A 21,574-nucleotide genomic window follows, 5' to 3' on the forward strand; every position below is an offset into this window, starting at 1 on the left:
GAGGATGCAACCAAAGTTGCGCCCGGCAGCCACGTTCGTCGCGACGGGCACCATCCTCGGCCGGTTTCGCTCGGGCCCGGGTTCGCGGTGGACTGGAGCGGACGACGAGGGAGGGAACCGCGATGGGCGAGCTGTCCTTGCCGGCCCGGGCGTACCTGCTGGCGTGCGACACGGCGCGCGACCGGCTGCCGGACCGCGAGCGGGTGGCGCTGCTGGTCCGCGCGGCGGCGCTGACGGACCTGGTGCTGCGCGGCCGGATCACCGACGACGGCGGCCGCCCGGTAGCCTCGGGAGCGGGCGGCACGGGGCACCTGGTGCTCGACGACCTGCTCGCCGAGCTCGCCGCCGACCCGCACCGGAAGTGGCGCGCCTGGGTGCGCCGCGGCGCGCGCGAGACGTTGCGGTCCCTGGAGGAACAGCTCGACGCGGCCGGGGTGATTTCGCTGCGGACGTCCCGGGTGCTGGGGCTGTTCCCGCGGCGCCGTCCGGAGGTTCGCGAGCCCGCGGCGGCCGCGGCGCTGCGCGACGAGGTGCGTGCGGCGTTGCGGAGTGACGCGCCGGTGTCCGCGGACGTCGCGGCGCTGACGGCGCTGACGGCGGCGGTCGAGCGGGCGGCGGTGCTCTCGAGGGGTGAGCGCCGCCGCCACCGCGACCGGCTCGCCGGGCTGGAGGAGCAGGCCGGGGCCGCGGTCCCGGCCCTGCGCAAGGTGATCCGCGAACTCCGCGCCGCCCGCACGGCCCGGATCGCCGCGGCTTCCGGAGGCGGCGGCTGACGCCGTGTCGTCCCGGCGATCACGCGTGTCGACCCCGAGATCACGCGCGTCGGCCCGTGCTCCGGGTCGGCACGCGTGATTGAGGAGCCAGCACGCGTGATTGCGGGGACGACACGGCCTCAGTTCGTGAAGAGGCGGTCGAGGTAGTAGTCCACTGTGGAGATGGCCTGGGCCGGAGTGCGGTGGCCCATCAGGATTTCCGAGCCTTGGGAGTCCGCGATCGCCCAGAGCAGGGCCGCCTCGGTCTCGGGGTCGGCCCACGCCGGGACGTCGCCCGCCTCCTGGGCCTGGCGGACCTGGCCGGCGAAGAACTCCAGGAGCTCCGGCATGCCTTCGCCGAACGCCTTCGCCATCGCCGGATCCGCCACCGCGCGGATGAAGTACGCGACGCCGATGAGGAAGTCGGCCTCGCTGTCGGCGTCGCGCGGGAGGATTTCGACCAGGCAGGCGCGCAGGATCGAGCGCGGGGTCGGCGGGCCGTCGGCCAGCACCTTCGCGGTGATCCGCTCGCTGCGGAGTCGGTGGCGGTGTTCGAGGGCGTAGCGCAGCATTTCGTCCTTGGTCCGGAAGTAGTGCTGCACCGACCCCATGGACATGCCGGCCTCGGCCGCGACCTGGCGCAGGCTGACGCCTTCCAGGCCGGCGCGCGTGGTCAGCCGTTGCAGTGCCTCGGCGATCTGCACCCGGCGCTGCTCGTGGTCCACCTGCTTCGGCACGTCCGCTCCCGTTGTCATGCGATCGCATTGCGAAAATCGGGCTTCCGCCGTTACGATGCGACCGCATTGTAAAACAGTCTCGGGGGTGTCCGGTGGAGACCGGAGAAGTAAGGCTGCGGCCACCGCGCCACGCGCTCGACCGCCGCGCGATCGCCTGGTGGCGCGCGCAGGGAGCGCTGGCGTTCGGGCCCGCGGTACTGGTGCTCGCGGTCCTCGGCGTGCTGCTCCCGCCGGCCGCGGTCTGGCTGCTGGCCCCGGCGGTCGTGCTCGCGGTGCTGGGGATGGCCTCGTGCGCGGTCCTGCCGCGGTGGTGGTTCGGGGTGCACCGCTGGGAGGTCACCGACACGGCGGTCTACGTGCGCGCGGGGTTCCTGTGGCAGGAGTGGCGGGTGGTACCGCTGTCCCGGGTCCAGACGGTCGACACCCTGCGCGGCCCGCTGCAGCAGCGCTTCGGCTTGGCGACGGTCACGGTGACGACGGCGTCGGCGCGCGGCGCGGTCCGGCTTCGCGGCTTGGCCGCCGAGGTCGCGGCCGAGGTGGCGGAACGGCTGACCGAGCGCACGGACGCCATCCCGGGGGACGCGACATGACCGCGGAACACGCCCCCGCGGCCGCGGGAACACCTCCACGCGGCGGCGGAGAAGACGGCACCGCCGGGGCCGCTGCGGCTGGTGGCTCGCGCGCCGCCGTAGCCGGCGAAATCGGCAGCGGGGCGGGCGAAGACCGGGGCAGCTCCGCCGCCTCGGCGGGCTGGCGTCGGCTGGATCGGCGGGCCCTCGGCGTCACCGCGGTCCTCATGGCCGGCGTGGCCGTCTCCGCCGGGACCCCCGTCGCCATCGGTACCCGGTCCCTCTGGCTGCTCCCCGCCGCCGCGCTCCTCGTCGCCGCCGGGGTGCTCGCCGAATACCTCCGGTGGCGGCACACCCGCTTCCGCTGCACCGCCGAGCGCCTCGAAATCGAGTTCCGCTTCGCCGTCCACACCCGCAAATCCCTGTCCCGCGAACGCATCCGCACCGCCGACCTGACCGCCAACCCGCTGCACCGCGCGTTCGGCGTCGCCGCGCTCACCATCGGCACCGGGCAGCAGGACACGATCACCCTCTCCCCGCTGGCCAGAGCCGACGCCGAAGCCCTGCGCACCGAACTCCTCCACCGGACCCCGCAAGACTCCACCGAGGACGGTCCGATCAGGACATTCGACCCGCGGTGGATCCGGTACGCCCCCGTCTCCTTCGTCGCCCCGGCGCTCGGGCTGGCCGCGTTCGGGTCGCTGTTCAAGGTCGCCGACTGGTTCGGGGCCGGCGGCCGCCTGCTCGGCCGGCTCCTCGGCCTCTTCGGTGACCTCCCCCTGGCCGCGAGCGTCCTGCTCCTGCTCGTCCTGGCGATCGCCGCCGGGGTGGCCGGCGCCACCGGCCTGTTCACCGAAATGTGGTGGCACTACCGGCTGGACCGCGAACCCGGCGGCACCCTGCGCGTCCGCCGCGGGCTGCTCACCACCCGGTCGACGACCATCGAGGAACGGCGGCTGCGCGGGGTCGAACTGGTCGAGCCGCTCGGTGCCCGGCTCGCCGGCGCCGCGCGCGTGGACGCCATCGCCACCGGCCTGCGGCGGGACGACGACAAGACCGAGTCCAAGACACTCCTGCCACCCGCACCGAAAACCGTCGCGCACGACGTCGTGGCCCAGGTCCTCGGCGAGCGCGTCGAGACCGTCGAGCTGGTCCCGCACCCACCCGCGGCCCGCGGGCGGCGGCTGCGGTGGGCGGTGGCCGCCGCGCTCGGGCCGGTGCTGGTCCTGCTGGTGCTCGGTGCGCTGCTCACCGACGTGCCGCTCGTGCTCGGCGGCGCGCTCGCCCTCGTCGCGCTGCCGGTCGCCGTCCTGCTCGCCCTGGACGCCCACCGCGGCCTCGGGCACGGCCTGCGCGGCCGCTACCTGGTGACGCGCGCGGGCACCGTCCGCCGCGGCACGGCCTTGCTGGCCAGGGACGGGGTGATCGGCTGGACCGTGAAGCAGTCGGTGTTCCAGCGGCGGCGCGGCCTCGCGACGTTCACCGCGACCACCGCGGCGGGCTCCGGCGCCTACGCGATCCGCGACGCCGCCGCCGGCGAGGGCCTGGTGTTCGCGGACGGCGCCGTGCCGGGGGTGCTGACGCCGTTCCTCGAGGCTTCGGCGCCCGCCGAAGCGTCGCGGACCTAGGTTCGGGGCATGGACGAATTCCGTGCCCTGCACGTCCCCGGCGCCCCGCTGCTGCTGCCCAACGCCTGGGAGTTCGGCGTCGGCGCCTTCCTCGCCGCGCAGGGCTTCCGGGCACTGGGCACGACCAGCCTCGGCGTCTCCGCGGCGGCGGGGGAGCCGGACGGCGCGCCGTCGACGCGCGCCGCGACCGTCGCCCTCGCCACCCGCCTGACCCGGCTGGACGTCCTCGTCACCGTCGACATCGCCGACGGCTTCAGCACCGACCCGGCCGCGGTCGCCGACCTCGCCGCCGAACTGGCCGCGGCGGGCGTGGCAGGCGTCAACCTCGAAGACGGCCGGGCCGACGGTTCACTCGCCACGGTCGAGGCCCAGAGCGCGCTGGTCACGGCGGTGAAGGAGCGCGTGCCGGAGCTGTTCGTCAACGCCAGGACGGACACGCACTGGGCCGGCGACCGCTCGCTCGCCGAGGCCGAGCGGCGGGTGCGGGCGTACGCGGCGGCGGGTGCGGACGGCGTCTTCGTCCCCGGCCTCGCCGAGCCGGCGGACGTCGAGCGGATCGTCGCCGTCGGCCTGCCGGTCAACCTGCTGTTCCTGCCCGGGAAAGCCACCCTCGCCGGGCTGGCGGAGCTGGGCGTCGCGCGGGTCAGCCTGGGTTCGCTGCCGTACCGGATGGCCCTCGCCGCGGCGGCCGGGACCGCGCTGGCCGTGCGCGACGGCCGTGACCTGCCGCTGCGCCCGCCGTCCTACGCCGACGTCACGGCGCTGCTGCCGTAAATCGGGTGAACCGCCCGGGCCGGATCTGTTTGGCTTGGGGTATGCGCGCCTTCGGAACCGATTTCGCCGCCCCGCCCGGATACTTGAACACGCCCAGCGTGGGCGTCCCGCCCGCGCCGGTGGCCGCGGCGGTGGCCGAGTCCGTGGAACGCTGGCGGACCGGCGCGACCCGGCCGGGGGAGTTCGACGAGTACGTCACCCGGGCCCGGGCCGGGTTCGCCCGGCTCCTCGGCGTCGAGCCGGAGCGGGTGGCGAGCGGCGCCTCGGTCTCGCAGCTCATCGCCAACGTCGCCGCCGCGGTGCCCGCCGGCACCCGCGTGCTCACCGCCGGAGGCGACTTCACCAGCGTGACCTTCCCCTTCGCGGCGCAGCCCGGCGTCACGGTGACCGAGGTGCCCCTGGCCGAGCTGCCGTCGCGGGTCGAGGGGTACGACCTCGTCGCGGTGAGCGTCGTCCAGTCCGCCGACGGCCGGATCGTGGACCTGCCTGCCCTACGTGCCGCGGCCGCGGCCGCCGGCGCGGCCGTGCTGCTCGACGCGACCCAGGCGGTCGGCTGGCTGCCGCTGGACGTGGCGTGGGCGGACTGGGTCGTCGGGGCGGGCTACAAGTGGCTCTGCTCGCCGCGCGGCACCGCCTGGCTCGCGGTGCGGCCGGACGCCCAGGAGCGCACCCGGGCGGTGGCGGCGAACTGGTACGCGGGGGAGGACCCCTGGGCCACGGTCTACGGCCTGCCGCTGCGGCTGGCCGGCGACGCCCGCGCGTTCGACCTGTCGCCGGTCTGGCTGGCCCAGGTCGGCTCCGCGGCGGCCCTGGAGTACTTCGCCGGGCTCGACCTGGCCGAGGTCCGGGCGCACAACACCGGCCTGGCCGACGCGCTGCTGGAGAAGCTCGGCCTCGAGCCGCGCGGCACCGCGATCGTGTCGCTCGACGCGGACCCGCGGCGGGTGGCGGACGCGGGCGTCGTGTCCAGCGTCCGCGGTGGCCGGGTGCGGGTCGGCTTCCACCTCTACAACACGCTTGACGACGTCGAACGCCTGTTACCCGCATTCGAGTGAACTCGCGGCGGCGGGTGAACTACCGTATGTCCCCGTGGTTGGTGCGCATTTCACCCCAGGCCCGTCCGACACGGCCCCGCTGGGCGCGGTACCCCCGCAGCCCCGCCCGCCCGTACCGGGCCCGCCGGCGCGCGACACCCGGTCCCTGCTGCTCAAGGGCGCCGGGCTGGTCGCGATCGCCGTCGTGTCCGGGCTGCTGTGGTTCCTGATCCGGCACGACTCGACGCCGGACCAGCCGGTCGCGCAGCCGCCGGCGCAGAACACCGGGCAGTTCCAGTACACCCTGGTCGCCGGGCCGGTGAAGACCACCGACTGCGCCGAGAAGTCCTACGGCCGGACGAAGGACTTCTTCCAGGACAACCCGTGCCGGTCGCTGGTCCGGGCGCTGTACACGACGGAGTCGGGCGGCGCGAAGGCGCTGGTGTCCGTGGCGCTGGTCGGCATGCCCGACTCGACGAAGGCGAAGGCGCTCAAGACGCTGACCGAGCAGGACGGCACCGGGAACGTCACGGACCTGGTCAAGGACAAGACCTTCGCGGGCACCGGCACCCCGAGCGTGAGCGGCAAGGACGCGGCGTACTCGTCGCGGGTCGTCGGCACGAACACGACGATCGTGCTGGCCGACTTCTACGACAAGCACAAGGACAAGGACCTGATCGAGCGGATCGCCGACGACGCGCTGCGCCTGTCGGACGACCTCCCCTCCTGAGTGGTGAGGCGGGCCGGAGCCCGCCTCACCCACACCAGGTGCGTCAGGCGGTCCGGCCGGGCATGGCGATCGCCACCGGCTTCTGACCGGCTTCGCCGCGCCAGGGCGTGCCCCGGCGGGCGGCGGCGACCAGCGCGTGCAGCGCCGTCGTGCGCAGGCCGGCGTCGTCGGTGTGGTCGATCACCGCGAGCCACGCCGACGCGCAGTCCGCTTCGGCCGTCGCCACCACCTGGGACGCCGACTTCGCGTCCGTCACCGGGTTCTTCGGCACGTACGCCGCCTCCGGCGCCACCGGGGTCGCCCCGGCGGCCGAGAGCGCCGTCTGCAGGAAGTCGCGGCGCAGGGCGTGCTCGGCCGCACCGCTCTTCTCCGCGTCGCCGAAGTCACCCGGCAGGAACGCGCTGACGAGCCCGTACACCCACACGGCGGCGTGCTCGGCCGCCAGTGCCACCTGCAGCGGGTCGACCGCCTCCGGCGGCACCGCGCCGGCCGGGGCGGCACCCACCTTCGGGACGTCCTCGCCCGGGCCCAGCGCCGGGGCGAGGCGCTGCAGCGACGCGCAGCCCGCCGCGATCGCCGCGACCAGCCCGGCGCGGTAGCGGGGCAGGCCGCCGACGAGGTCTTCGGCCTGCTTGCGCGCGGCCGCCAGGCGGTCCTTCAGGTCGCCGAGCGCGGCCGGGGCGGGTGGGGCCGCCGACGGCGACGGCGTGGGCCGGTTCAGCCGGTCCACTTCGGACTTCAGGGCGGCCGCGTGCGCCGCGCGCGCGTCGGCGAGCTGGCCGGCGGCGTCGGCGTCCGCGCCCTTGGCCAGCGCCCGCGCGGCGTCGGCGTCGGCCTGGGCGGCGGCCAGCAGCGGCTGCAGCGGGTCGGGGCTTTCGTCGTAGCCGGGCCCGCAGGCGGCGAGGGGAACGGCCAGTGCGGCCAGTGCCCCCGCGCGGAGGGCGCCGCGGCGGGTCAGCTCGGTCGGTCTTCCGGTCACGCCGCCCCATCCTGCCAGGCCCCGGGGCGGCCCCGCCGCTCGCGCGGGGTGACCGGGCGACCGGATAAGCTGGTCCACCACCGACCCGACCACCCAGCCCGAGCAAGGAGACCCCCACGTGCCAGGAGAACTCGCCAGCCGGCTTCAGCCGATAGTGGCCGAAGCCGTCACCGCCGCGGGTTTCGACCTCGATTCGTTCGAGGTGCAGCAGGCCGGCCGGCGGCAGCTGGTCAAGGTCGTCGTCGACGCCGACGACGGTGTCGGGCTGGACGAGGTCGCCGAGGTCAGCCGCAAGGTCTCGGCGGCGCTCGACGAGAACGACCACGTGCTGGCGAGCGCCTACACGCTGGAGGTCACCTCGCCGGGGCTCGACCGCCCGCTCACCCAGCAGCGGCACTGGCGGCGCGCGCGGTTCCGGTTGGTCAAGGTCACCCCGGCCGACGGCGCGCCCTTCATCGGCCGGGTCGGCCACGCGGGCGAGCACGCCGCCCGCGTCCTCGAAGGCGGCAAGATCCGCGACGTCCGCTACGCCGACGTGGCGAAGGCGGTCGTGGAGATCGAGTTCAAGCAGCCGCCCGCCGAGGACCTGAAACTGCTCGAAGACGACGCGTCCGGCTTGATCACGGCCGAGACGGAGAAGGGGTCGAAGTGAACGTCGACATCGCCGCGCTGCGGGCGATCGAACGGGACAAGGACATCCCCTTCGAAACGGTGATCGAGGCCATCGAGACGGCCTTGCTCACCGCGTACAAGCACACCGAGGGCCACCAGCCGCACGCCCGCATCGACATCGACCGCAAGACGGGCCTGGTGCGCGTGCTCGCGCACACGCTGACCCACGACGGCCAGGTCGACGAGGAGTGGGACGACACCCCGGAGGGGTTCGGCCGGATCGCCGCCACCACCGCCCGCCAGGTCATCCTGCAGCGGCTGCGCGACGCCGAGCACGAGAAGACCTTCGGCGAGTTCTCCACCAAGGAGGGCGAGATCGTCGCCGGCGTCATCCAGCGCGACGCCCGCGCGAACGCCCGCGGCATGGTCGTGGTCCAGGTGGGTGACACCGAAGGCGTGCTGCCCTCCGGCGAGCAGGTCGCCGGGGAGTCCTACGAGCACGGCAGCCGGATCAAGGCGTACGTGGTCACGGTGTCGCGCAGCAACCGCGGCCCGCAGATCACGCTCTCGCGCTCGCACCCGAACCTGGTGCGCAAGCTGTTCGCGCTCGAGGTGCCGGAGATCGCCGACGGCACGGTCGAGATCGCCGCCGTCGCGCGCGAGCCGGGGCACCGCACGAAGATCGCGGTCAAGTCCACCGTGCCGGGCGTCAACGCCAAGGGCGCCTGCATCGGCCCGGTCGGCGCGCGCGTGCGCAACGTGATGAGCGAGCTGGCCGGCGAGAAGATCGACATCATCGACTACTCCGAGGATCCGGCTCGCTTCGTCGGGAATGCGCTGTCGCCCGCGAAGGTTGTTTCGGTACGAGTCGTGGACGAGCGGGCGAAGACCGCCCGTGTCGTGGTGCCGGACTTCCAGCTGTCGCTGGCGATCGGCAAGGAGGGCCAGAACGCCCGCCTCGCCGCCCGCCTGACCGGCTGGCGGATCGACATCCGCAGCGACGCCGCACCGGCGGACGACGGTGACGATCGCGGGGGTGATCAAGACCACGCCCGTCCGTCGCGGCCCGCCGCGACAACCGGTTCGGCTGAGTGAAGGTCGAAGCGCTAGACTCAGGAGTGGTTCGAAGCCCGCGGCGGGTAGCCGAGCACCAGCCCCACCGGATTTCCCCGGTGCGGACTTGTGTCGGCTGCAAGCGGCGGGCATTGATCGGTGAGCTGCTGCGCGTGGTCGCGGTGGCCGGGCGGGTGGTCGTCGACGAGCGTCGGCGGCTGCCGGGCCGGGGGGCTTGGCTGCACCCCGACCCGGACTGCCTGGCCAAGGCCGAACGGCGGCGAGCATTCCCGAGGGCCCTGCGGGCTCCCGGGGCGCTCGACGCCCGCGAGGTCCGCGAGCACGTCGGGCGCACCGGAGCACCACGAACCACGCACCACGAACCCGGGACGTCCCCGGAGTCGCGAGGAAGCAAGGAAGCAGGTCGACCCGTCATGAGTCAGCCGTGAAGCTGAAGCCATGAGCGTCAGACAATAAGGACGAGGTCAGCGGGTTTTCCGCCTGGCCTCCCCTAGATGAGGAGAGTTGTGCCAGGCAAGGCCCGCGTACACGAGCTCGCGAAGGAGCTCGGCATCACCAGCAAGGACGTGCTCGCGAAGTTGAAGGAACAGGGCGAGTTCGTCAAGTCCGCGTCGTCCACGGTCGAGGCGCCCGTCGCCCGCCGTCTCCGCGACGCGTACGCCCCCAAGGGCGCCAAGAAGCCCACGCCCGGTCCGTCGGCGCGCCCCGGTCCGCCGGCCGCCAAGCCCGGGCCCGCCGCTCCGAAGCCCCCCGCGCCTGCCCAGCAGGCTCCGGCGGCCCAGGCGGCTCCGGCCCCGTCGGTCCAGTCGGCTCCGGCCGCACCCCAGCAGCAGGCGCCCGCCGCGGCGAAGCCGGCCACCCCGGGGCAGCGCCCCGGCCCGCGGCCCGGCCCGCGCCCGGCCACGCCCGCACCCCAGCAGCAGGTCCCGGCCGCGAAGGCCGAAGCTCCTGCCGCGCCCAAGCAGGACACCCCGGCCGCGCCCGCCCAGGGCGGCACCGGCTCGGTCGTCCCGCCGAAGCCGCAGGGCCCCAAGCCCGGCGGTCCCAAGCCCGGCCCGCGCACCCCGCGCGTCGGCAACAACCCGTTCGGCGTCGGTTCCGGCGCCCCGGCCCCGCGCCCGCAGGCTCCGCGCCCCGGCGGCGGCCAGGGCGGCGACAACCGGCCCCCGCGTCCCGGCGGTGGCGCCGGCGGTGACCGTCCGGCCCCGCGGCCGGGTGGTGGCGCCGGTGGCAACCGGCCGAGCCCGGGCAACATGCCCCCGCGGCCGAACCCCGGCATGATGCCGGGCCGCACGCAGCGTCCCGCCGGTCCCGGTGGCGGCGCCCGCGGTGGCCCCGGCGGCGGCGCCCGTGGCGGCCCCGGTGGCGGCGGTCGTCCCGGTAGCGGCGGCGGTTTCCGCGGCGGTCCCGGTGGCGGTGGCGGCGGCGGTGGCTTCCGCGGCGGCCCCGGTGGCGGCGGCGGTGGCGGCGGCTTCCGCCCGGGTGGCGGCGGTCCCGGTGGGGGCGGCGCCCCGGCCGGTGGCGGCGGCTTCCGCGGTGGCGGCGGCGGTCGCGGCGGCCCCGGTGGCCGTGGCGGTACCGCGGGTGCCTTCGGGCGTCCCGGTGGTCCCTCGCGCAAGGGCCGCAAGTCGAAGCGGCAGAAGCGCCAGGAGTACATGGACAACATGCAGGCGCCCAGCGTCGGCGGCGTCCGCCTGCCCAAGGGCCAGGGCGAGACGATCCGGCTGCCGCGCGGTGCCTCGCTGACCGACTTCGCCGAGAAGATCGACGCCAACCCGGCTTCGCTGGTGCAGGTGCTCTTCCACCTCGGCGAGATGGTCACCGCGACGCAGTCCGTGTCGGACGACATCCTCGAGCTGCTCGGCGGCGAAATGAACTACAACGTTCAGGTCGTCAGCCCCGAGGAGGAGGACCGCGAACTCCTGGAGACCTTCGACATCACGTATGGCGAAGACTCCGGCGAGGAAGAGGACCTGCAGGTCCGGCCGCCCGTCGTGACCATCATGGGTCACGTCGACCACGGTAAGACCCGCCTGCTCGACACGATCCGGAAGACGAAGGTCCGCGAGAGCGAGGCCGGCGGCATCACGCAGCACATCGGTGCGTACCAGATCGAGACCGAGCTCGACGGCAACCCGCGGCTGATCACCTTCATCGACACCCCGGGTCACGAGGCGTTCACCGCCATGCGTGCCCGTGGTGCGAACTCGACCGACATCGCGGTGATCGTGGTGGCGGCCGACGACGGTGTGATGCCGCAGACGGTCGAGGCGATCAACCACGCGCAGGCCGCCAAGGCCCCGATCGTGGTCGCGATCAACAAGATCGACAAGGAAGGCGCGAACCCGGACAAGATCCGGCAGCAGCTGACCGAGTACGGCCTGGTCGCCGAGGAGTACGGCGGCGACACGATGTTCGTCGAGATCTCCGCGCGGCAGAACATCAACATCGACGGCCTGCTCGAGGCGATCCTGCTGACCGCCGACGCCGCTCTGGACCTCCGGGCCAACCCGGACATGGAGGCCCAGGGTGTCGCGATCGAGGCGCACCTCGACCGCGGCCGCGGCCCGGTGGCCACCGTCCTGGTCCAGCGCGGCACGCTGCGCGTCGGTGACTCGGTCGTGGCGGGTGACGCCTACGGCCGCGTCCGCCGGATGGTCGACGAGCACAACGTCGACGTCACCGAGGCGCTGCCGTCGCGGCCCGTCCAGGTCATCGGCTTCACGTCGGTGCCGGGTGCGGGTGACACCTTCCTGGTGGTCGACGAGGACCGCGTCGCCCGGCAGATCGCCGAGCGCCGGTCGGCTCGCACGCGGAACGCGCTCAACGCGTCGCGCCGCAAGCGGGTCAGCCTCGAGGACCTCGACTCCGCCTTGAAGGAGACGAACAGCCTCAACCTGATCATCAAGGGTGACAACTCGGGTACGGTCGAGGCCCTCGAAGCCTCGCTGCTCCAGCTGGACGTCGGCGACGAGGTCGAGCTGAACGTGGTCCACCGCGGTGTCGGTGGCGTGACCGAGTCGGACATCGACCTGGCGACCGCGTCCGACGCGATCGTCCTCGGGTTCAACGTCCGCGCCCAGGGCAAGGCGACCGAGCGGGCCACCCGCGAGGGCGTCGACGTCCGGTACTACACGGTCATCTACCAGGCGATCGACGAGATCGAGCAGGCCCTCAAGGGCATGCTCAAGCCGGAGTACGAAGAGGTCGAGCTGGGCCGCGCGGAGGTCCGCGAGGTCTTCAAGTCCTCCAAGATCGGCACGATCGCGGGTTGCCTGGTCATGTCCGGCGAGATCCGGCGCAACGCCCGGGCCCGTCTGCTCCGCGACGGCACCGTCGTGGCGGAGAACCTGCCGATCAGCTCGCTGCGGCGGTTCAAGGACGACGTGGTCGAGGTCCGCGAGGGCTACGAGTGCGGTCTGACGCTCGGTTCGTACGGCGACATCAAGGTCGACGACATCATCGAGACGTACGAGCAGCGCGAGAAGCCGCGAGCGTAAGGATGTTCGACACCGGGTGTGCGTTTCCGCGCACACCCGGTGTCTCCCTACTACACCACTAAAAATTTGCCTATGTTCGTCGGAGCTCTCGAGCTCGACATCCTGCTCGGCGACGTCCATTCGCTGAAGCAGAAGCGATCCGTGGTCCGTCCGGTGCTGGCCGAGGTGCGCAAGCGCTTCGCCGTGTCGGTGGCCGAAGCCGGGCACGCCGACCTGCACCGCCGCACCCTCATCGGGGTGGCCGTGGTGGCCGAAGGTGGCGAGCACGTCCGGGACGTGCTCGACTCGTGTGAGCGGTACGTGGCGAGCCGGCCGGAGTTCGAACTGCTCTCCGCCCGCCGTCGGCTGCTCGGCCCAGAAGACTGATTTTTCCCTAGGAGAACGACATGGCTGATCCGGCTCGGGCTCGCAAGCTCGCGAAGCGGATCTCGCAGATCGTGGCGTCCGCGATCGAGCACGAGGTCAAGGACCCCCGGCTGGACTACGTGACCATCACGGACACGAAGGTCACCGGCGACCTGCACGACGCCACGGTGTACTACACGGTCCTCGGCGAGAAGCTGGACTCCGTCCCGGACTTCGCCGGCGCGGCGGCCGCCCTCGAATCGGCGCGCGGGGTGCTGCGCACGAAGGTCGGGCAGGGCACCGGCGTCCGCTACACGCCGACGCTGACGTTCGTCGCCGACACGATTCCCGAGGAGTCGAAGCGCATCGAGGACCTGCTGGCCAAGGCCCGTGAGGCCGACGCCGAGGTCGCCCGCCGCGCGACGGGCGCCCAGCACGCGGGCGAAGCCGACCCGTACAAGGCGCCGCGTGAAGACACCGAAGACGACGACGAGTTCGCGGAGGAGGAGAGCCGGGGCTGACCCGTGCTCTCCCGCCGCGGCCTGCTCGCCGGCAGCGCACTGGCGTTGCTGGCGGGCTGCTCGCCGTCCGGACCCCCGCCGGGCCCGGCGCCGGTACCGGTGCCGACCCGCCCGTCGGGGTTGTCCGAGCCGGTGACGGTCCAGCGCATGGCCTCGGCGGCCCGCGGTACCGACGTCGACCTGGTTCTGATCACCCCGTCCGGGGTGCCGTCGGCGGGCCTGCCGGTGTGCCTGGCCCTGCACGGCCGCGGCGCCCAGGCCCGGACGTTCCTCTCCCTCGGCGTCCCGGACGTCCTGACGGCGGCTGTCCGCGCGGGAACGCCACCGTTCGCGATCGCGGCCGTCGACGGTGACCACTATTGGGTGAAAACCGACGGTCCCGACGACCCGCAGCGCATGCTGACCGAAGAGGTCCCCGCCTGGCTGGCGGCCCGCGACCTGCGTCCACCGTCGGCGGTGTTCGGCATTTCGATGGGGGGCTTCGGAGCGTTGCGCTTCGCCCGCGCGCACCCGGAAGTGCAGGCGGTCGCGACGGCGAGCGCGGCACTGTTCGTGAGCTGGCCGGACGCCCGCAGCCGCAAGGTGTTCGCCGGCGAAAACAACTGGCGGGCGGAGGAACCCCTCCTGCACACTGCCGACCTGCGCCCCGCAACCCTCGGCGTGTGGTGCGGCGAGTCGGACCCGTTCCGGGCTGCGGACCGCCGCTTGGTGAAGGCGGTGTCGCCGCAGGTGTCCCGGTTCACCCCGGGCGGCCACGACGACGAGTACTGGCGGGGCGTGCTGCCGGAGATCGTGAAGTTCGTGGGGGAGAAGCTGGCATGACCGACCCGTCCGGCCTGTCGAAGGCGGTGTGGACCGACGCGGACTTCCCGCAGATGGGCTGGCACGACAGCCGCATCCACGCACTCGCCTACCTCGAGGACGACGACCCGCCACCGGGCCGGCTCCTGCTGGACCTGGACTACATCGTCCGCTGGGTCGAGCCCGCCCGGCGTGAGAAGCACTTCACGTTCTGGATCACTCCGGCGACCCTGGTGTTCGACGAAGCCTGGGACATCACGGGCACCATCGGCCCGCTAAACAGCAGCCTGGAGATCGCGGACCTCCACCGCCTCGACCCACCGGACGACAAGCCGTACCCGGTGTGGCACGTGGAGGGGCACGAGTTCGACCTGAAGCTCCGGGCCCGCGGGTTCCGGCAGTACTTCCGCCGGCCACCGCAGCACGTGGACCGGCAGGTGCTGACCCTCGCCCAGCGTGGTGGGCTCAGCTTCGCCGAGCAACCCTTCGCCTGAACCATGGCGCAGGCGGAGGGAGTCCGCGAGACTGCCCCGATGGCCTCCGAACACGCCCAGACCGACCAGTTCCGCGGTGCCCGGATCCACCTCTGCGACCTCGCCGGTCTCGAGATCCGCGACTGCGAGGTGAGCGGCCTGAAGATCGTCGACTGCTACGGCAGCGACGTCTACCTCGGCGGCGACTTCGAACGAGTCGTCGTCAACGACGTCGACGTGACCGCCTACGTCGAGGCCGAGCTCGACTGGCGGTACCCCGCGCGGGTGCTGGCGCGGGAGGCGGTCACCCCCGAGGACTACCGGGTCGCCTGGGATGCCGTCGAGAGCGGGTGGGCCGCGACGCTCGACCGGGCGAGGCTGCTCCCTGAGGCCGACCTGCACGAGCGGGTCGGCGGCGAATGGTCGTTCGTCGAGACGCAACGGCACCTGCTGTTCGCCGCCGATGCCTGGCTCGGCAACGCCGTGCTCGAAGAGGACACGCCCTACCACCCGCTGGGCCTGCCCGCCGGAGCAACGCCTGCGGACGTGGCGGCGAACCTCACCCTCGAAGCCACGCCGACGCTCGACGAAGTACTCGCGCCGCGGCTCGCCCGCATGGCCGCGATGCGGCAGGTCCTCGACGGGCTCACCCCGGCCGGGCTCGACCGGGTGTGCCGCCGCAAGCCGGCCGACCCGTACCCCGACCAGGAGTACGTCGTGCGCCGCTGCCTCAAGGTGGTCTTGAAGGAAGAAGCCGAGCACCACCGCTACGCCGTGCGTGACCTCGCGGTGCTCGAGGCGGCCCGGCCCTAGCGCGAAGCGAACAGGATGGCTTGCGCGACCTCGGCGCCCGGGTCCAGCAGCCATTCCGCGTCCACCGTGAACCCGGCCGCCCGCGCCCGGCGCGCCAGCCACCACGGCTGCCGGAGGTGGACGTCGACCCGCATCGGGTGGCCGCCGTAGCCCGAGGTCTTCCGCCGCGTGCCCACGCCGACGTGGTAGCCGATCACCAGCAGGCCACCCGGCCGCAGCACGCGGTGGAAGTGCCCCAGCGCCGCCGGCACCTCCTCGTCCGGGACGTGGATCAGCGACCAGAACGCCAGCACCCCGGCCACCGAAGCGTCGCCGAGCGGGAGATCCGTCATCGATCCCACGTCGAACCGCAGCTCCGGGTGGGTGCGCCGGGCGAGGTCCACCATGCCCGGTGACAGGTCGATGCCGGAGGCGTCGACCCCCAGCGAAGCCAGGTGCGCCGTGAAGTGCCCGGGCCCGCAGCCGACGTCGAGCGCCGGGCCGTCGACCTCCGCCGCGAACAACGCCAGGGCCGCCCGCATGTACGGCTGCTTCTCGAGCACGCCGGAAACGAACTCGGCGTAGCTCGAAGCCACCGTGTCGTAGGACGTGGCGGTGTCGGCGAGCCAGCTCACGGGCGCAGGCCGTCGAGCACCAGCGCGACCCCGTGCCGCCAGTCCTGCGCCGCCGCGGCCGCCGCGAACACCACCGCGAAGTCCACCAGCTCGAAGTCCGGGCGCAGCACGCCCGCGTCCTGGGCGCGCGAGACGATCCGCTGCATCCGGGAACCGTTGGCCTGCTTGGCTTTCTCCAGCCCGGAGGCCGGGTCGAACGTCCGCGAGCACACCTCGGTGAAGCCGCGGTCGGAAACCTGCATCAGCACCGAACGCTCGACGAACAGGACGAACCCGGCCCACGGGTCTTCGCACGCGAGGGCTTCCTCGAGCACGGCCTCGGCTTCCTGCAGCACCGGCAGGAACGCCGCCTCGACGAGGTCCGCCCGCGTCGGGAACCGGTTGTAGAGGGTGCCGATGGCGACTTCGGCGCGCCGCGCGATCTCGTCGAGCGGGGCGTCGACCCCCTTGGCGCCGAACACTTCCCGCGCCGCGGCGACCAGCGCCTCCCGGTTGCGCCGGGCGTCCGCGCGGAGGGGACGCTGCTCGACGCTCACACCCGGAGTATAGCCGTGGCCGTACGCCCGGTTGCCCGCCTGATCGGAACCTCACAGTGCCCACGGCGGGTCCCCGGCGGGAGCACAATGGGGGTAGCGGGGGTCAACCCGCACCGAGACGGCCACCGAGGGGAGGTCGGCACCGCGTGCACTCCGACCTTTCCCCGTCCGGCCGCACCGGAGTCCTCCTGGTCGGCACCCGCGGGCAGCGGGGCCCCGGTGAGGTGCTGATCAGGATCAGGGGCGGCCTGGAAACCTTCCTTGCCTGGTCCGACACGGAGCTGCCGAAGGGCACGACCGTCCTGGTCGTGGACACCCGGGGCCGGCGCACGGTCGACGTCGTGGCGTGGGACGCCTCGGATCCCGCTTCATAGTGCAGTCGAAGGACAGCCGATGTTCGGTTACCGCGTGCCCGCCCCCAACGAGGCGATGCTGATCTCCGGGGGCAAGAGCAGCAAGGGCGCGTCGCCGTTCCGGGTCGTCACCGGCCACGGCGCGTTCGTCATGCCGGTCTTCCGGAAAGTCCGGTTCCTCACGCTCGCCATGTGCGAGGCGGAGGTGACCGAGGTGTGCGTGACGAAGCAGGCCATCGCGCTCACGGTCCGGGCGGTGATCGCGTTCAAGGTCGGCAACGACACCGAGAGCATCGTCAACGCCGGCCAGCGGTTCCTCTCCGACCAGGACCAGATGTCCGTGCTGACCGGCCGGATCTTCGCCGGTCACCTGCGGTCGATCATCGGGTCGATGACCGTCGAGGAAATCATCACCGAGCGGCAGAAGCTCGCCACCGAGGTGCTCGACGGCTCGGCGGTCGAGATGGCCAAGATCGGCCTCACCGTCGACGCGCTGCAGATCCAGTCGATCGACGACATGAAGCTCGGCTACATCGCCGCGATGGCCGCGCCGCACAACGCCGCCATCCAGCGGGACGCGCAGATCGCCCAGGCCGTGGCGAACCAGGCGGCGGCCGAGGCGGAGCAGAAGTCGCAGCGGACGCAGGCCGAGTACGCCCGGCAGACGTCGATCGTGCAGGCGCAGTACCGCGCCGAGGTCGACGCGGCGCAGGCCCAGGCGGCCCAGGCCGGCCCGCTCGCGCAGGCGAAGGCGCAGCAGGAGGTCATCGACGCGCGCACCGAGCTGGCCCAGCGCGAAGCCGAGCTGCGGCAGCAGCAGCTGGTGGCCGAGGTGATCAAGCCCGCCGACGCCGAGGCCGAGCGGATCCGCATCCTGGCGCTGGCCGAGGCGGAGAAGATGCGCGTGCAGGCGGAAGCCGCGGCGTCGAACAACCGGGTCGCGCTCGACCGGATGCTCATCGACCAGCTGCCGCAGATCGTCAAGGAGGCCGGGCGGGGGCTGTCCGGGGCGAACGTCAACATCCTCAACGGCGCCGACGGCCTCGGGGAGATGGCCGCCGGGCTGGTCGGCCAGGGTCTGTCCATCCTGGACTCGGTGAAGCGCGGCCTGAGCCCGTCGCCCGCGCCCGCCGCGGCGCCGGCGGAGAACGGTCAGGCGCCGGCGGAACTCACCCGGTAGCTCAGGACGCCGGCTTCACCGCGACGACCAGGTCACGCAGGATGGCCTGGTCGACGCGGTGGGCGAACTCCGCCCACGGCCCGCCTTCGCGGACGTCCAGCCCGGCCTTGCCCAGCACCGCGACCAGCTCTTCCCGCGGCAGCACGGTGGTGTTCCACGAAATCCCGAGCGCGCCGCCGGGCTTCAGCACCCGCGTCCACACCGGAACGGCGGCCGCCAGCAGGTCGCGCGGGCTCCGCTGCAACCCGGCTTCGCGGTGGCTGCCGTGCTGGACGCCGTACGGCGCGTCGGTGACGATCACGTCGCAGGAGTTCGCGCGCAGCACCTCGTCGGTGGTCAGGGTGTCGGCGTTGAAGTAGGTGAGCTTGCGCGTGTCGCCCGCTTTGTAGGCTTCCTTGTCCAGCGCGTACTCGATGTCGAGCCGCCGGCCGAGGCGGACCTTGTTGCGCCGCAGCTGACCCGACTCCGCGGTGTGCTTCACGCGCTTGTTCCGCAGCCACGTCTTGATGAACGCCTCGTACGCCTCGAAGTCCTTGGTGTCGACGTCCAGGCCGGTCGCGTGCAGGCCGTACATCATCGCCTGGTTCAGCGTGGTGCCGCGGCCGCACAGCGGGTCGAGCAGGTACTTCGGCCGGCCCGAGAACGGGTCCGCCGTCGCCATCAGGGTGACGTTCACCAGCAGCTTGGTGAACAGCTCGTTGGTCTTGCCCGGGTACTTCTGGATGGTCAGCAGGTCCGAGTCGGCCATCGCCAGCGGTGTCACCGGCACCGGACGGAGGACGCCGTCACCGAGCTCGAACAGCGCGTACAGCGACGAGAGGTTGGACAGCAGCGCGAGGTCGCGCTCGCCGAGGGGCGCGGAGCTGGTGAAGCGGACGTAGCCGACGCCGCCGAGCTCGACCTCTTCGATCGCGGACAGCTCGGCCGCCAGGCCCGCGCCGAACACCGCCAGCTCGGCGCGCAGCAGCGCGGGGGAGGAGGCGGCGTAGACCCGGTTGGCCGAGGGGTAGACCAGCATCGCGTACTCAGGCATCACGCAGAGCGTAGCGTGACGCACCGTGACCCCTACTTCGGCGCAGGACATCCGGGACGCGGCGGCCCTGCTCGCGGCGGCCGTCGACGTGACGATCCTCGGCCACGTGCGGCCGGACGCGGACGCGCTGGGCAGCGCGCTGGCCCTCGGCCGGGCGCTGCGGCAACGCGGAGCGGCGGTGCGCGTCTCCTTCGGCGAGCCCGACGAGGCCCCGGAGACGCTCCGGTGGCTCGACGAGGACGGCCTGCTCACCCACCCGGACGACCTCCCGGACGCCGACGGCCTGCTCGTCTGCGTCGACACGCCGACGCCGAAGCGGCTCGGCCGGCTCGCCGGGCGCGTCGAGCCGGCCGGGGCGGTGCTGGTGATCGACCACCACGCGACGAACACGTTCTACGGCACCTGCCACGTCGTCGACGAGAGCGCCGAGGCCAGCGCGGTCCTGGTGTTCCGGATCCTCGACGCCATGGGGGTGGAGCTGGACGAGCCGATCGCGCGCGGGATCTACGCCGGGATCGTCACCGACACCAGCGGGTTCCGCCGGGCCAGCCCGGAGACGCACCGGATGGCGGCGCGGCTGCTGGAGGCCGGGGCGGACCCCGAGGTGATCGTGCGGCGGATCGTCGACGAGCGGCCGTTCACCTGGCTGCCGATGCTCTCGTCGGTGCTGCGCGAGGCCCGGCTGGAGCCGGATGCCGCGCAGGGCCGGGGTTTCGTGCACGCGGTGGTGTCCGCCGACGCGGCCCGCACGGTGCGCGGCGAGGAGGTCGAGTCGGTGATCGACGTCGTCCGCTCGGTGCGCGAGGCGGCGGTCGCGGCCGTGCTCAAACAGGACCCCGCCCACCTGGGACAGTGGCAGATCTCGTTGCGCAGCATCGGGATCGACGTCTCGGCGGTGGCGGCGGAGTTCGGCGGCGGCGGGCACCGGCAGGCGGCAGGCTGCACGATCGCGGGCTCGGCTCCGGACGTCATCGCCGGCCTGCGGGAGGCGTTGGAGCGGGCGCCGCTGCTGTAGGCCCGTCGGACGGCGGGGCCGGAAAGTTCCCGGGTTCCCGCCGCTCAGAACTGTGGGTGGCGGCGGTTAGAGTCCGTTTCGTGGCGAACGTGGAGGAGATCGAGCGGGTTCCGGCGAAGCGCGTGCTGGGGCTGGCCGTGCCCGCACTGGGGGTGCTGGCCGCCGAGCCGCTGTACGTGCTGGTGGACACCGCCGTGGTCGGTCACCTCGACGCGCTGTCGCTGGCCGGGCTCGCGCTCGGCGGCGTCGTGCTGGCCCAGGTGTCGAGCCAGCTGACGTTCCTGTCCTACGGCACGACGTCCCGCACGGCCCGGCTGCACGGCGCCGGCCGCCGGGCCGACGCGGTCCGCGAGGGCGTGCAGGCGACGTGGCTGGCGGTGTTCGTCGGGCTCGTCGTGCTGGCCGCGGGGCAGCTGCTGGCCTGGCCGATCGCGCGGGTGCTTTCGGGGAGTGACGAGATCGCGTCGGCGGCCGTGTCGTGGCTGCGGATCGCGTTGTTCGGGGCGCCGCTGATCCTGGTCACCATGGCCGGCAACGGCTGGATGCGCGGGGTGCAGGACGCCGCGAAGCCGTTGCGGTACGTGCTGGCGGGCAACGGCATCTCGGCCGTGCTGTGCCCGGTGCTGGTGTACTGGGCGGGGCTCGGGCTGGAGGGCTCGGCGATCGCGAACGTCGTCGCGCAGGTGATCTCGGCGTCGCTGTTCATCCTGGCGCTGGTGCGCGAGAAGGCCGGGTTGCGGCCGGACTTCAAGGTGATGCGCGCCCAGCTCGGCCTGGGCCGCGACCTGGTGCTGCGCAGCCTGGCGTTCCAGGCGTGCTTCGTCTCGGCGGCGGCCGTCGCGGCCCGGACGTCGACCGAGGCGGTCGGGGCGCACCAGGTCGTGCTGCAGCTCTGGACGTTCCTCGCGCTGGTGCTGGACTCGGTGGCGATCGCCGCCCAGTCGCTGGTCGGGGCGGCGCTCGGGGCGAACTCGGCCCGGCAGGCGCGCGGGGTGGCGTCGCAGATCACCGGGTACGGGCTGCTGATGGGCTGCTTCCTGGGCGTGCTGTTCGCGGCGCTGTCGTGGGTGCTGCCGCACGCGTTCACGTCCGACCCGGGCGTGCTGGCGGAGATCCCGCACGCCTGGTGGTTCTTCGTGGCCCTCCAGCCGATCGCGGGCGTGGTCTTCGCCCTGGACGGCGTGCTGCTCGGCGCGGGCGACGCGGCCTTCCTCCGCAACGCAACCCTCGGCAGCGCGGCCCTCGGCTTCCTCCCGCTGATCTGGGCCTCCCTCGCCTTCGGCTGGGGCCTCACGGGCATCTGGACCGGCCTCTCCCTCTTCATGCTCCTCCGCCTCGCCGCGGTCCTGGCCCGCTGGCGCTCCGGAAACTGGGCGATCACCGGCGCCACCCGCCCCACCTGACCCGTACCCGGACGGTCGGCCCGCGTACCCACGGGGTCGGCCTGCGTACCTGGAGGGTCGGCTCACGAACCGACCCTCCAGGTACGCAAACCGACCCT

General features: G+C 73.3%; 24 protein-coding genes. 19 read left to right on the forward strand and 5 right to left on the reverse strand.

Features of this window, described 5'->3' with window-relative positions; all coding sequences use genetic code 11:
• Positions 1-122: 122 nt before the first annotated feature.
• A complete protein-coding gene (locus ABZX11_RS28410; protein ID WP_354918406.1) occupies positions 123-773 on the forward strand; it encodes a GPP34 family phosphoprotein in 651 nt (216 codons plus the stop codon).
• A gap of 119 nt (positions 774-892) precedes the next feature.
• On the opposite strand, the gene ABZX11_RS28415 is transcribed toward ABZX11_RS28410, so the two are convergent.
• Positions 893-1,489 carry a TetR/AcrR family transcriptional regulator gene (locus ABZX11_RS28415; protein WP_254896864.1) on the reverse strand — a complete coding sequence of 199 codons (597 nt, stop codon included), beginning with the start codon at positions 1,487-1,489 and terminating at the stop codon, positions 893-895.
• A 92-nt stretch (positions 1,490-1,581) separates the two neighbouring features.
• On the opposite strand from ABZX11_RS28415, the gene ABZX11_RS28420 reads away from it, so the two are divergent.
• From ABZX11_RS28420 to ABZX11_RS28440, 5 genes are all read left to right on the forward strand, one after another.
• Complete coding sequence (locus tag ABZX11_RS28420; RefSeq protein ID WP_354918409.1) at positions 1,582-2,079, forward strand: PH domain-containing protein; 498 nt, start codon at positions 1,582-1,584, stop codon at positions 2,077-2,079.
• A 206-nt stretch (positions 2,080-2,285) separates the two neighbouring features.
• On the forward strand, positions 2,286-3,686 hold the full coding sequence (locus tag ABZX11_RS28425) for a PH domain-containing protein (protein ID WP_354918522.1): 1,401 nt from the start codon (positions 2,286-2,288) through the stop codon (positions 3,684-3,686).
• 9 nt (positions 3,687-3,695) lie between these two features.
• On the forward strand, positions 3,696-4,460 hold the full coding sequence (locus tag ABZX11_RS28430) for an isocitrate lyase/phosphoenolpyruvate mutase family protein (protein WP_176171602.1): 765 nt from the start codon (positions 3,696-3,698) through the stop codon (positions 4,458-4,460).
• 41 nt (positions 4,461-4,501) lie between these two features.
• Positions 4,502-5,515 (forward strand): aminotransferase class V-fold PLP-dependent enzyme, encoded by a 1,014-nt coding sequence (locus tag ABZX11_RS28435; RefSeq protein WP_354918412.1) that lies wholly within the window; start codon positions 4,502-4,504, stop codon positions 5,513-5,515.
• 79 nt (positions 5,516-5,594) lie between these two features.
• Positions 5,595-6,224, forward strand: a complete 630-nt coding sequence (locus ABZX11_RS28440) for a hypothetical protein (RefSeq protein WP_176177815.1) — start codon at positions 5,595-5,597, stop codon at positions 6,222-6,224.
• A gap of 43 nt (positions 6,225-6,267) precedes the next feature.
• Here ABZX11_RS28440 and ABZX11_RS28445 read toward each other — a convergent pair whose 3' ends face one another.
• Positions 6,268-7,203 (reverse strand): ferritin-like domain-containing protein, encoded by a 936-nt coding sequence (locus ABZX11_RS28445; RefSeq protein WP_354918415.1) that lies wholly within the window; start codon positions 7,201-7,203, stop codon positions 6,268-6,270.
• Positions 7,204-7,321: 118 nt separating this feature from the next.
• Here ABZX11_RS28445 and rimP point away from each other — a divergent pair, with 118 nt between their 5' ends.
• From rimP to ABZX11_RS28490, 9 genes are all read left to right on the forward strand, one after another.
• The gene (gene rimP / locus ABZX11_RS28450; RefSeq protein ID WP_354918418.1) at positions 7,322-7,855 is read left to right on the forward strand and encodes a ribosome maturation factor RimP; all 534 of its coding nucleotides are present in this window, start codon (positions 7,322-7,324) and stop codon (positions 7,853-7,855) included.
• Positions 7,852-8,910 (forward strand): transcription termination factor NusA, encoded by a 1,059-nt coding sequence (gene nusA / locus ABZX11_RS28455; protein ID WP_354918421.1) that lies wholly within the window; start codon positions 7,852-7,854, stop codon positions 8,908-8,910. Before rimP ends, nusA begins: the two co-directional genes overlap by 4 nt.
• A gap of 77 nt (positions 8,911-8,987) precedes the next feature.
• Positions 8,988-9,317, forward strand: coding sequence for a YlxR family protein (locus ABZX11_RS28460; protein WP_254896863.1), 330 nt, complete (start codon positions 8,988-8,990; stop codon positions 9,315-9,317).
• Positions 9,318-9,395: 78 nt separating this feature from the next.
• Positions 9,396-12,389, forward strand: a complete 2,994-nt coding sequence (infB, locus tag ABZX11_RS28465; RefSeq protein WP_354918425.1) for a translation initiation factor IF-2 — start codon at positions 9,396-9,398, stop codon at positions 12,387-12,389.
• A 72-nt stretch (positions 12,390-12,461) separates the two neighbouring features.
• Positions 12,462-12,755 (forward strand): DUF503 domain-containing protein, encoded by a 294-nt coding sequence (locus tag ABZX11_RS28470; RefSeq protein WP_176171596.1) that lies wholly within the window; start codon positions 12,462-12,464, stop codon positions 12,753-12,755.
• Between the two features lie 20 nt (positions 12,756-12,775).
• The gene (gene rbfA / locus ABZX11_RS28475; protein WP_176171595.1) at positions 12,776-13,255 is read left to right on the forward strand and encodes a 30S ribosome-binding factor RbfA; all 480 of its coding nucleotides are present in this window, start codon (positions 12,776-12,778) and stop codon (positions 13,253-13,255) included.
• A 3-nt stretch (positions 13,256-13,258) separates the two neighbouring features.
• Positions 13,259-14,077 carry an alpha/beta hydrolase-fold protein gene (locus tag ABZX11_RS28480; RefSeq protein ID WP_354918429.1) on the forward strand — a complete coding sequence of 273 codons (819 nt, stop codon included), beginning with the start codon at positions 13,259-13,261 and terminating at the stop codon, positions 14,075-14,077.
• Positions 14,074-14,550 carry a hypothetical protein gene (locus ABZX11_RS28485; protein ID WP_354918432.1) on the forward strand — a complete coding sequence of 159 codons (477 nt, stop codon included), beginning with the start codon at positions 14,074-14,076 and terminating at the stop codon, positions 14,548-14,550. Before ABZX11_RS28480 ends, ABZX11_RS28485 begins: the two co-directional genes overlap by 4 nt.
• A gap of 39 nt (positions 14,551-14,589) precedes the next feature.
• Positions 14,590-15,342, forward strand: a complete 753-nt coding sequence (locus ABZX11_RS28490; RefSeq protein ID WP_354918435.1) for a DinB family protein — start codon at positions 14,590-14,592, stop codon at positions 15,340-15,342.
• On the opposite strand, the gene ABZX11_RS28495 is transcribed toward ABZX11_RS28490, so the two are convergent.
• Together ABZX11_RS28495 and ABZX11_RS28500 are read right to left on the reverse strand one after the other, a co-directional pair.
• Positions 15,339-15,956, reverse strand: a complete 618-nt coding sequence (locus tag ABZX11_RS28495) for a class I SAM-dependent methyltransferase (RefSeq protein WP_354918438.1) — start codon at positions 15,954-15,956, stop codon at positions 15,339-15,341. The genes ABZX11_RS28490 and ABZX11_RS28495 overlap by 4 nt on opposite strands.
• Positions 15,953-16,492, reverse strand: a complete 540-nt coding sequence (locus tag ABZX11_RS28500) for a helix-turn-helix domain-containing protein (RefSeq protein ID WP_354918441.1) — start codon at positions 16,490-16,492, stop codon at positions 15,953-15,955. Before ABZX11_RS28500 ends, ABZX11_RS28495 begins: the two co-directional genes overlap by 4 nt.
• Before the next feature lie 146 nt (positions 16,493-16,638).
• Between ABZX11_RS28500 and ABZX11_RS28505 the strand changes: the two genes are divergently transcribed.
• Positions 16,639-16,866, forward strand: coding sequence for a hypothetical protein (locus ABZX11_RS28505; protein ID WP_176171589.1), 228 nt, complete (start codon positions 16,639-16,641; stop codon positions 16,864-16,866).
• 19 nt (positions 16,867-16,885) lie between these two features.
• Positions 16,886-18,025 carry an SPFH domain-containing protein gene (locus ABZX11_RS28510; protein ID WP_354918445.1) on the forward strand — a complete coding sequence of 380 codons (1,140 nt, stop codon included), beginning with the start codon at positions 16,886-16,888 and terminating at the stop codon, positions 18,023-18,025.
• A gap of 1 nt (position 18,026) precedes the next feature.
• Here ABZX11_RS28510 and ABZX11_RS28515 read toward each other — a convergent pair whose 3' ends face one another.
• Positions 18,027-19,058 (reverse strand): SAM-dependent methyltransferase, encoded by a 1,032-nt coding sequence (locus ABZX11_RS28515; RefSeq protein ID WP_354918448.1) that lies wholly within the window; start codon positions 19,056-19,058, stop codon positions 18,027-18,029.
• A 25-nt stretch (positions 19,059-19,083) separates the two neighbouring features.
• Between ABZX11_RS28515 and ABZX11_RS28520 the strand changes: the two genes are divergently transcribed.
• Together ABZX11_RS28520 and ABZX11_RS28525 are read left to right on the forward strand one after the other, a co-directional pair.
• Positions 19,084-20,073 carry a bifunctional oligoribonuclease/PAP phosphatase NrnA gene (locus tag ABZX11_RS28520; protein ID WP_354918451.1) on the forward strand — a complete coding sequence of 330 codons (990 nt, stop codon included), beginning with the start codon at positions 19,084-19,086 and terminating at the stop codon, positions 20,071-20,073.
• Positions 20,074-20,153: 80 nt separating this feature from the next.
• Complete coding sequence (locus ABZX11_RS28525) at positions 20,154-21,476, forward strand: MATE family efflux transporter (RefSeq protein WP_354918454.1); 1,323 nt, start codon at positions 20,154-20,156, stop codon at positions 21,474-21,476.
• Positions 21,477-21,574 lie beyond the last annotated feature (98 nt).

Origin of the sequence: Amycolatopsis sp. NPDC004169, from assembly GCF_040610315.1 — a bacterium.
Lineage (GTDB): Bacteria > Actinomycetota > Actinomycetes > Mycobacteriales > Pseudonocardiaceae > Amycolatopsis.

Excerpts from the sequence above, each read along its gene's own strand:
- ABZX11_RS28410 (WP_354918406.1), top strand. The coding sequence starts at position 123 with ATGGGCGAGCTGTCCTTGCCGGCCCGGGCGTACCTGCTGGCGTGCGAC.
- ABZX11_RS28425 (WP_354918522.1), top strand. The coding sequence starts at position 2,286 with ATGGCCGGCGTGGCCGTCTCCGCCGGGACCCCCGTCGCCATCGGTACC.
- ABZX11_RS28430 (WP_176171602.1), top strand. The coding sequence starts at position 3,696 with ATGGACGAATTCCGTGCCCTGCACGTCCCCGGCGCCCCGCTGCTGCTG.
- ABZX11_RS28435 (WP_354918412.1), top strand. The coding sequence starts at position 4,502 with ATGCGCGCCTTCGGAACCGATTTCGCCGCCCCGCCCGGATACTTGAAC.
- ABZX11_RS28470 (WP_176171596.1), top strand. The coding sequence starts at position 12,462 with ATGTTCGTCGGAGCTCTCGAGCTCGACATCCTGCTCGGCGACGTCCAT.
- rbfA (WP_176171595.1), top strand. The coding sequence starts at position 12,776 with ATGGCTGATCCGGCTCGGGCTCGCAAGCTCGCGAAGCGGATCTCGCAG.
- ABZX11_RS28485 (WP_354918432.1), top strand. The coding sequence starts at position 14,074 with ATGACCGACCCGTCCGGCCTGTCGAAGGCGGTGTGGACCGACGCGGAC.
- ABZX11_RS28490 (WP_354918435.1), top strand. The coding sequence starts at position 14,590 with ATGGCCTCCGAACACGCCCAGACCGACCAGTTCCGCGGTGCCCGGATC.
- ABZX11_RS28510 (WP_354918445.1), top strand. The coding sequence starts at position 16,886 with ATGTTCGGTTACCGCGTGCCCGCCCCCAACGAGGCGATGCTGATCTCC.
- ABZX11_RS28515 (WP_354918448.1), bottom strand. The coding sequence starts at position 19,058 with ATGCCTGAGTACGCGATGCTGGTCTACCCCTCGGCCAACCGGGTCTAC.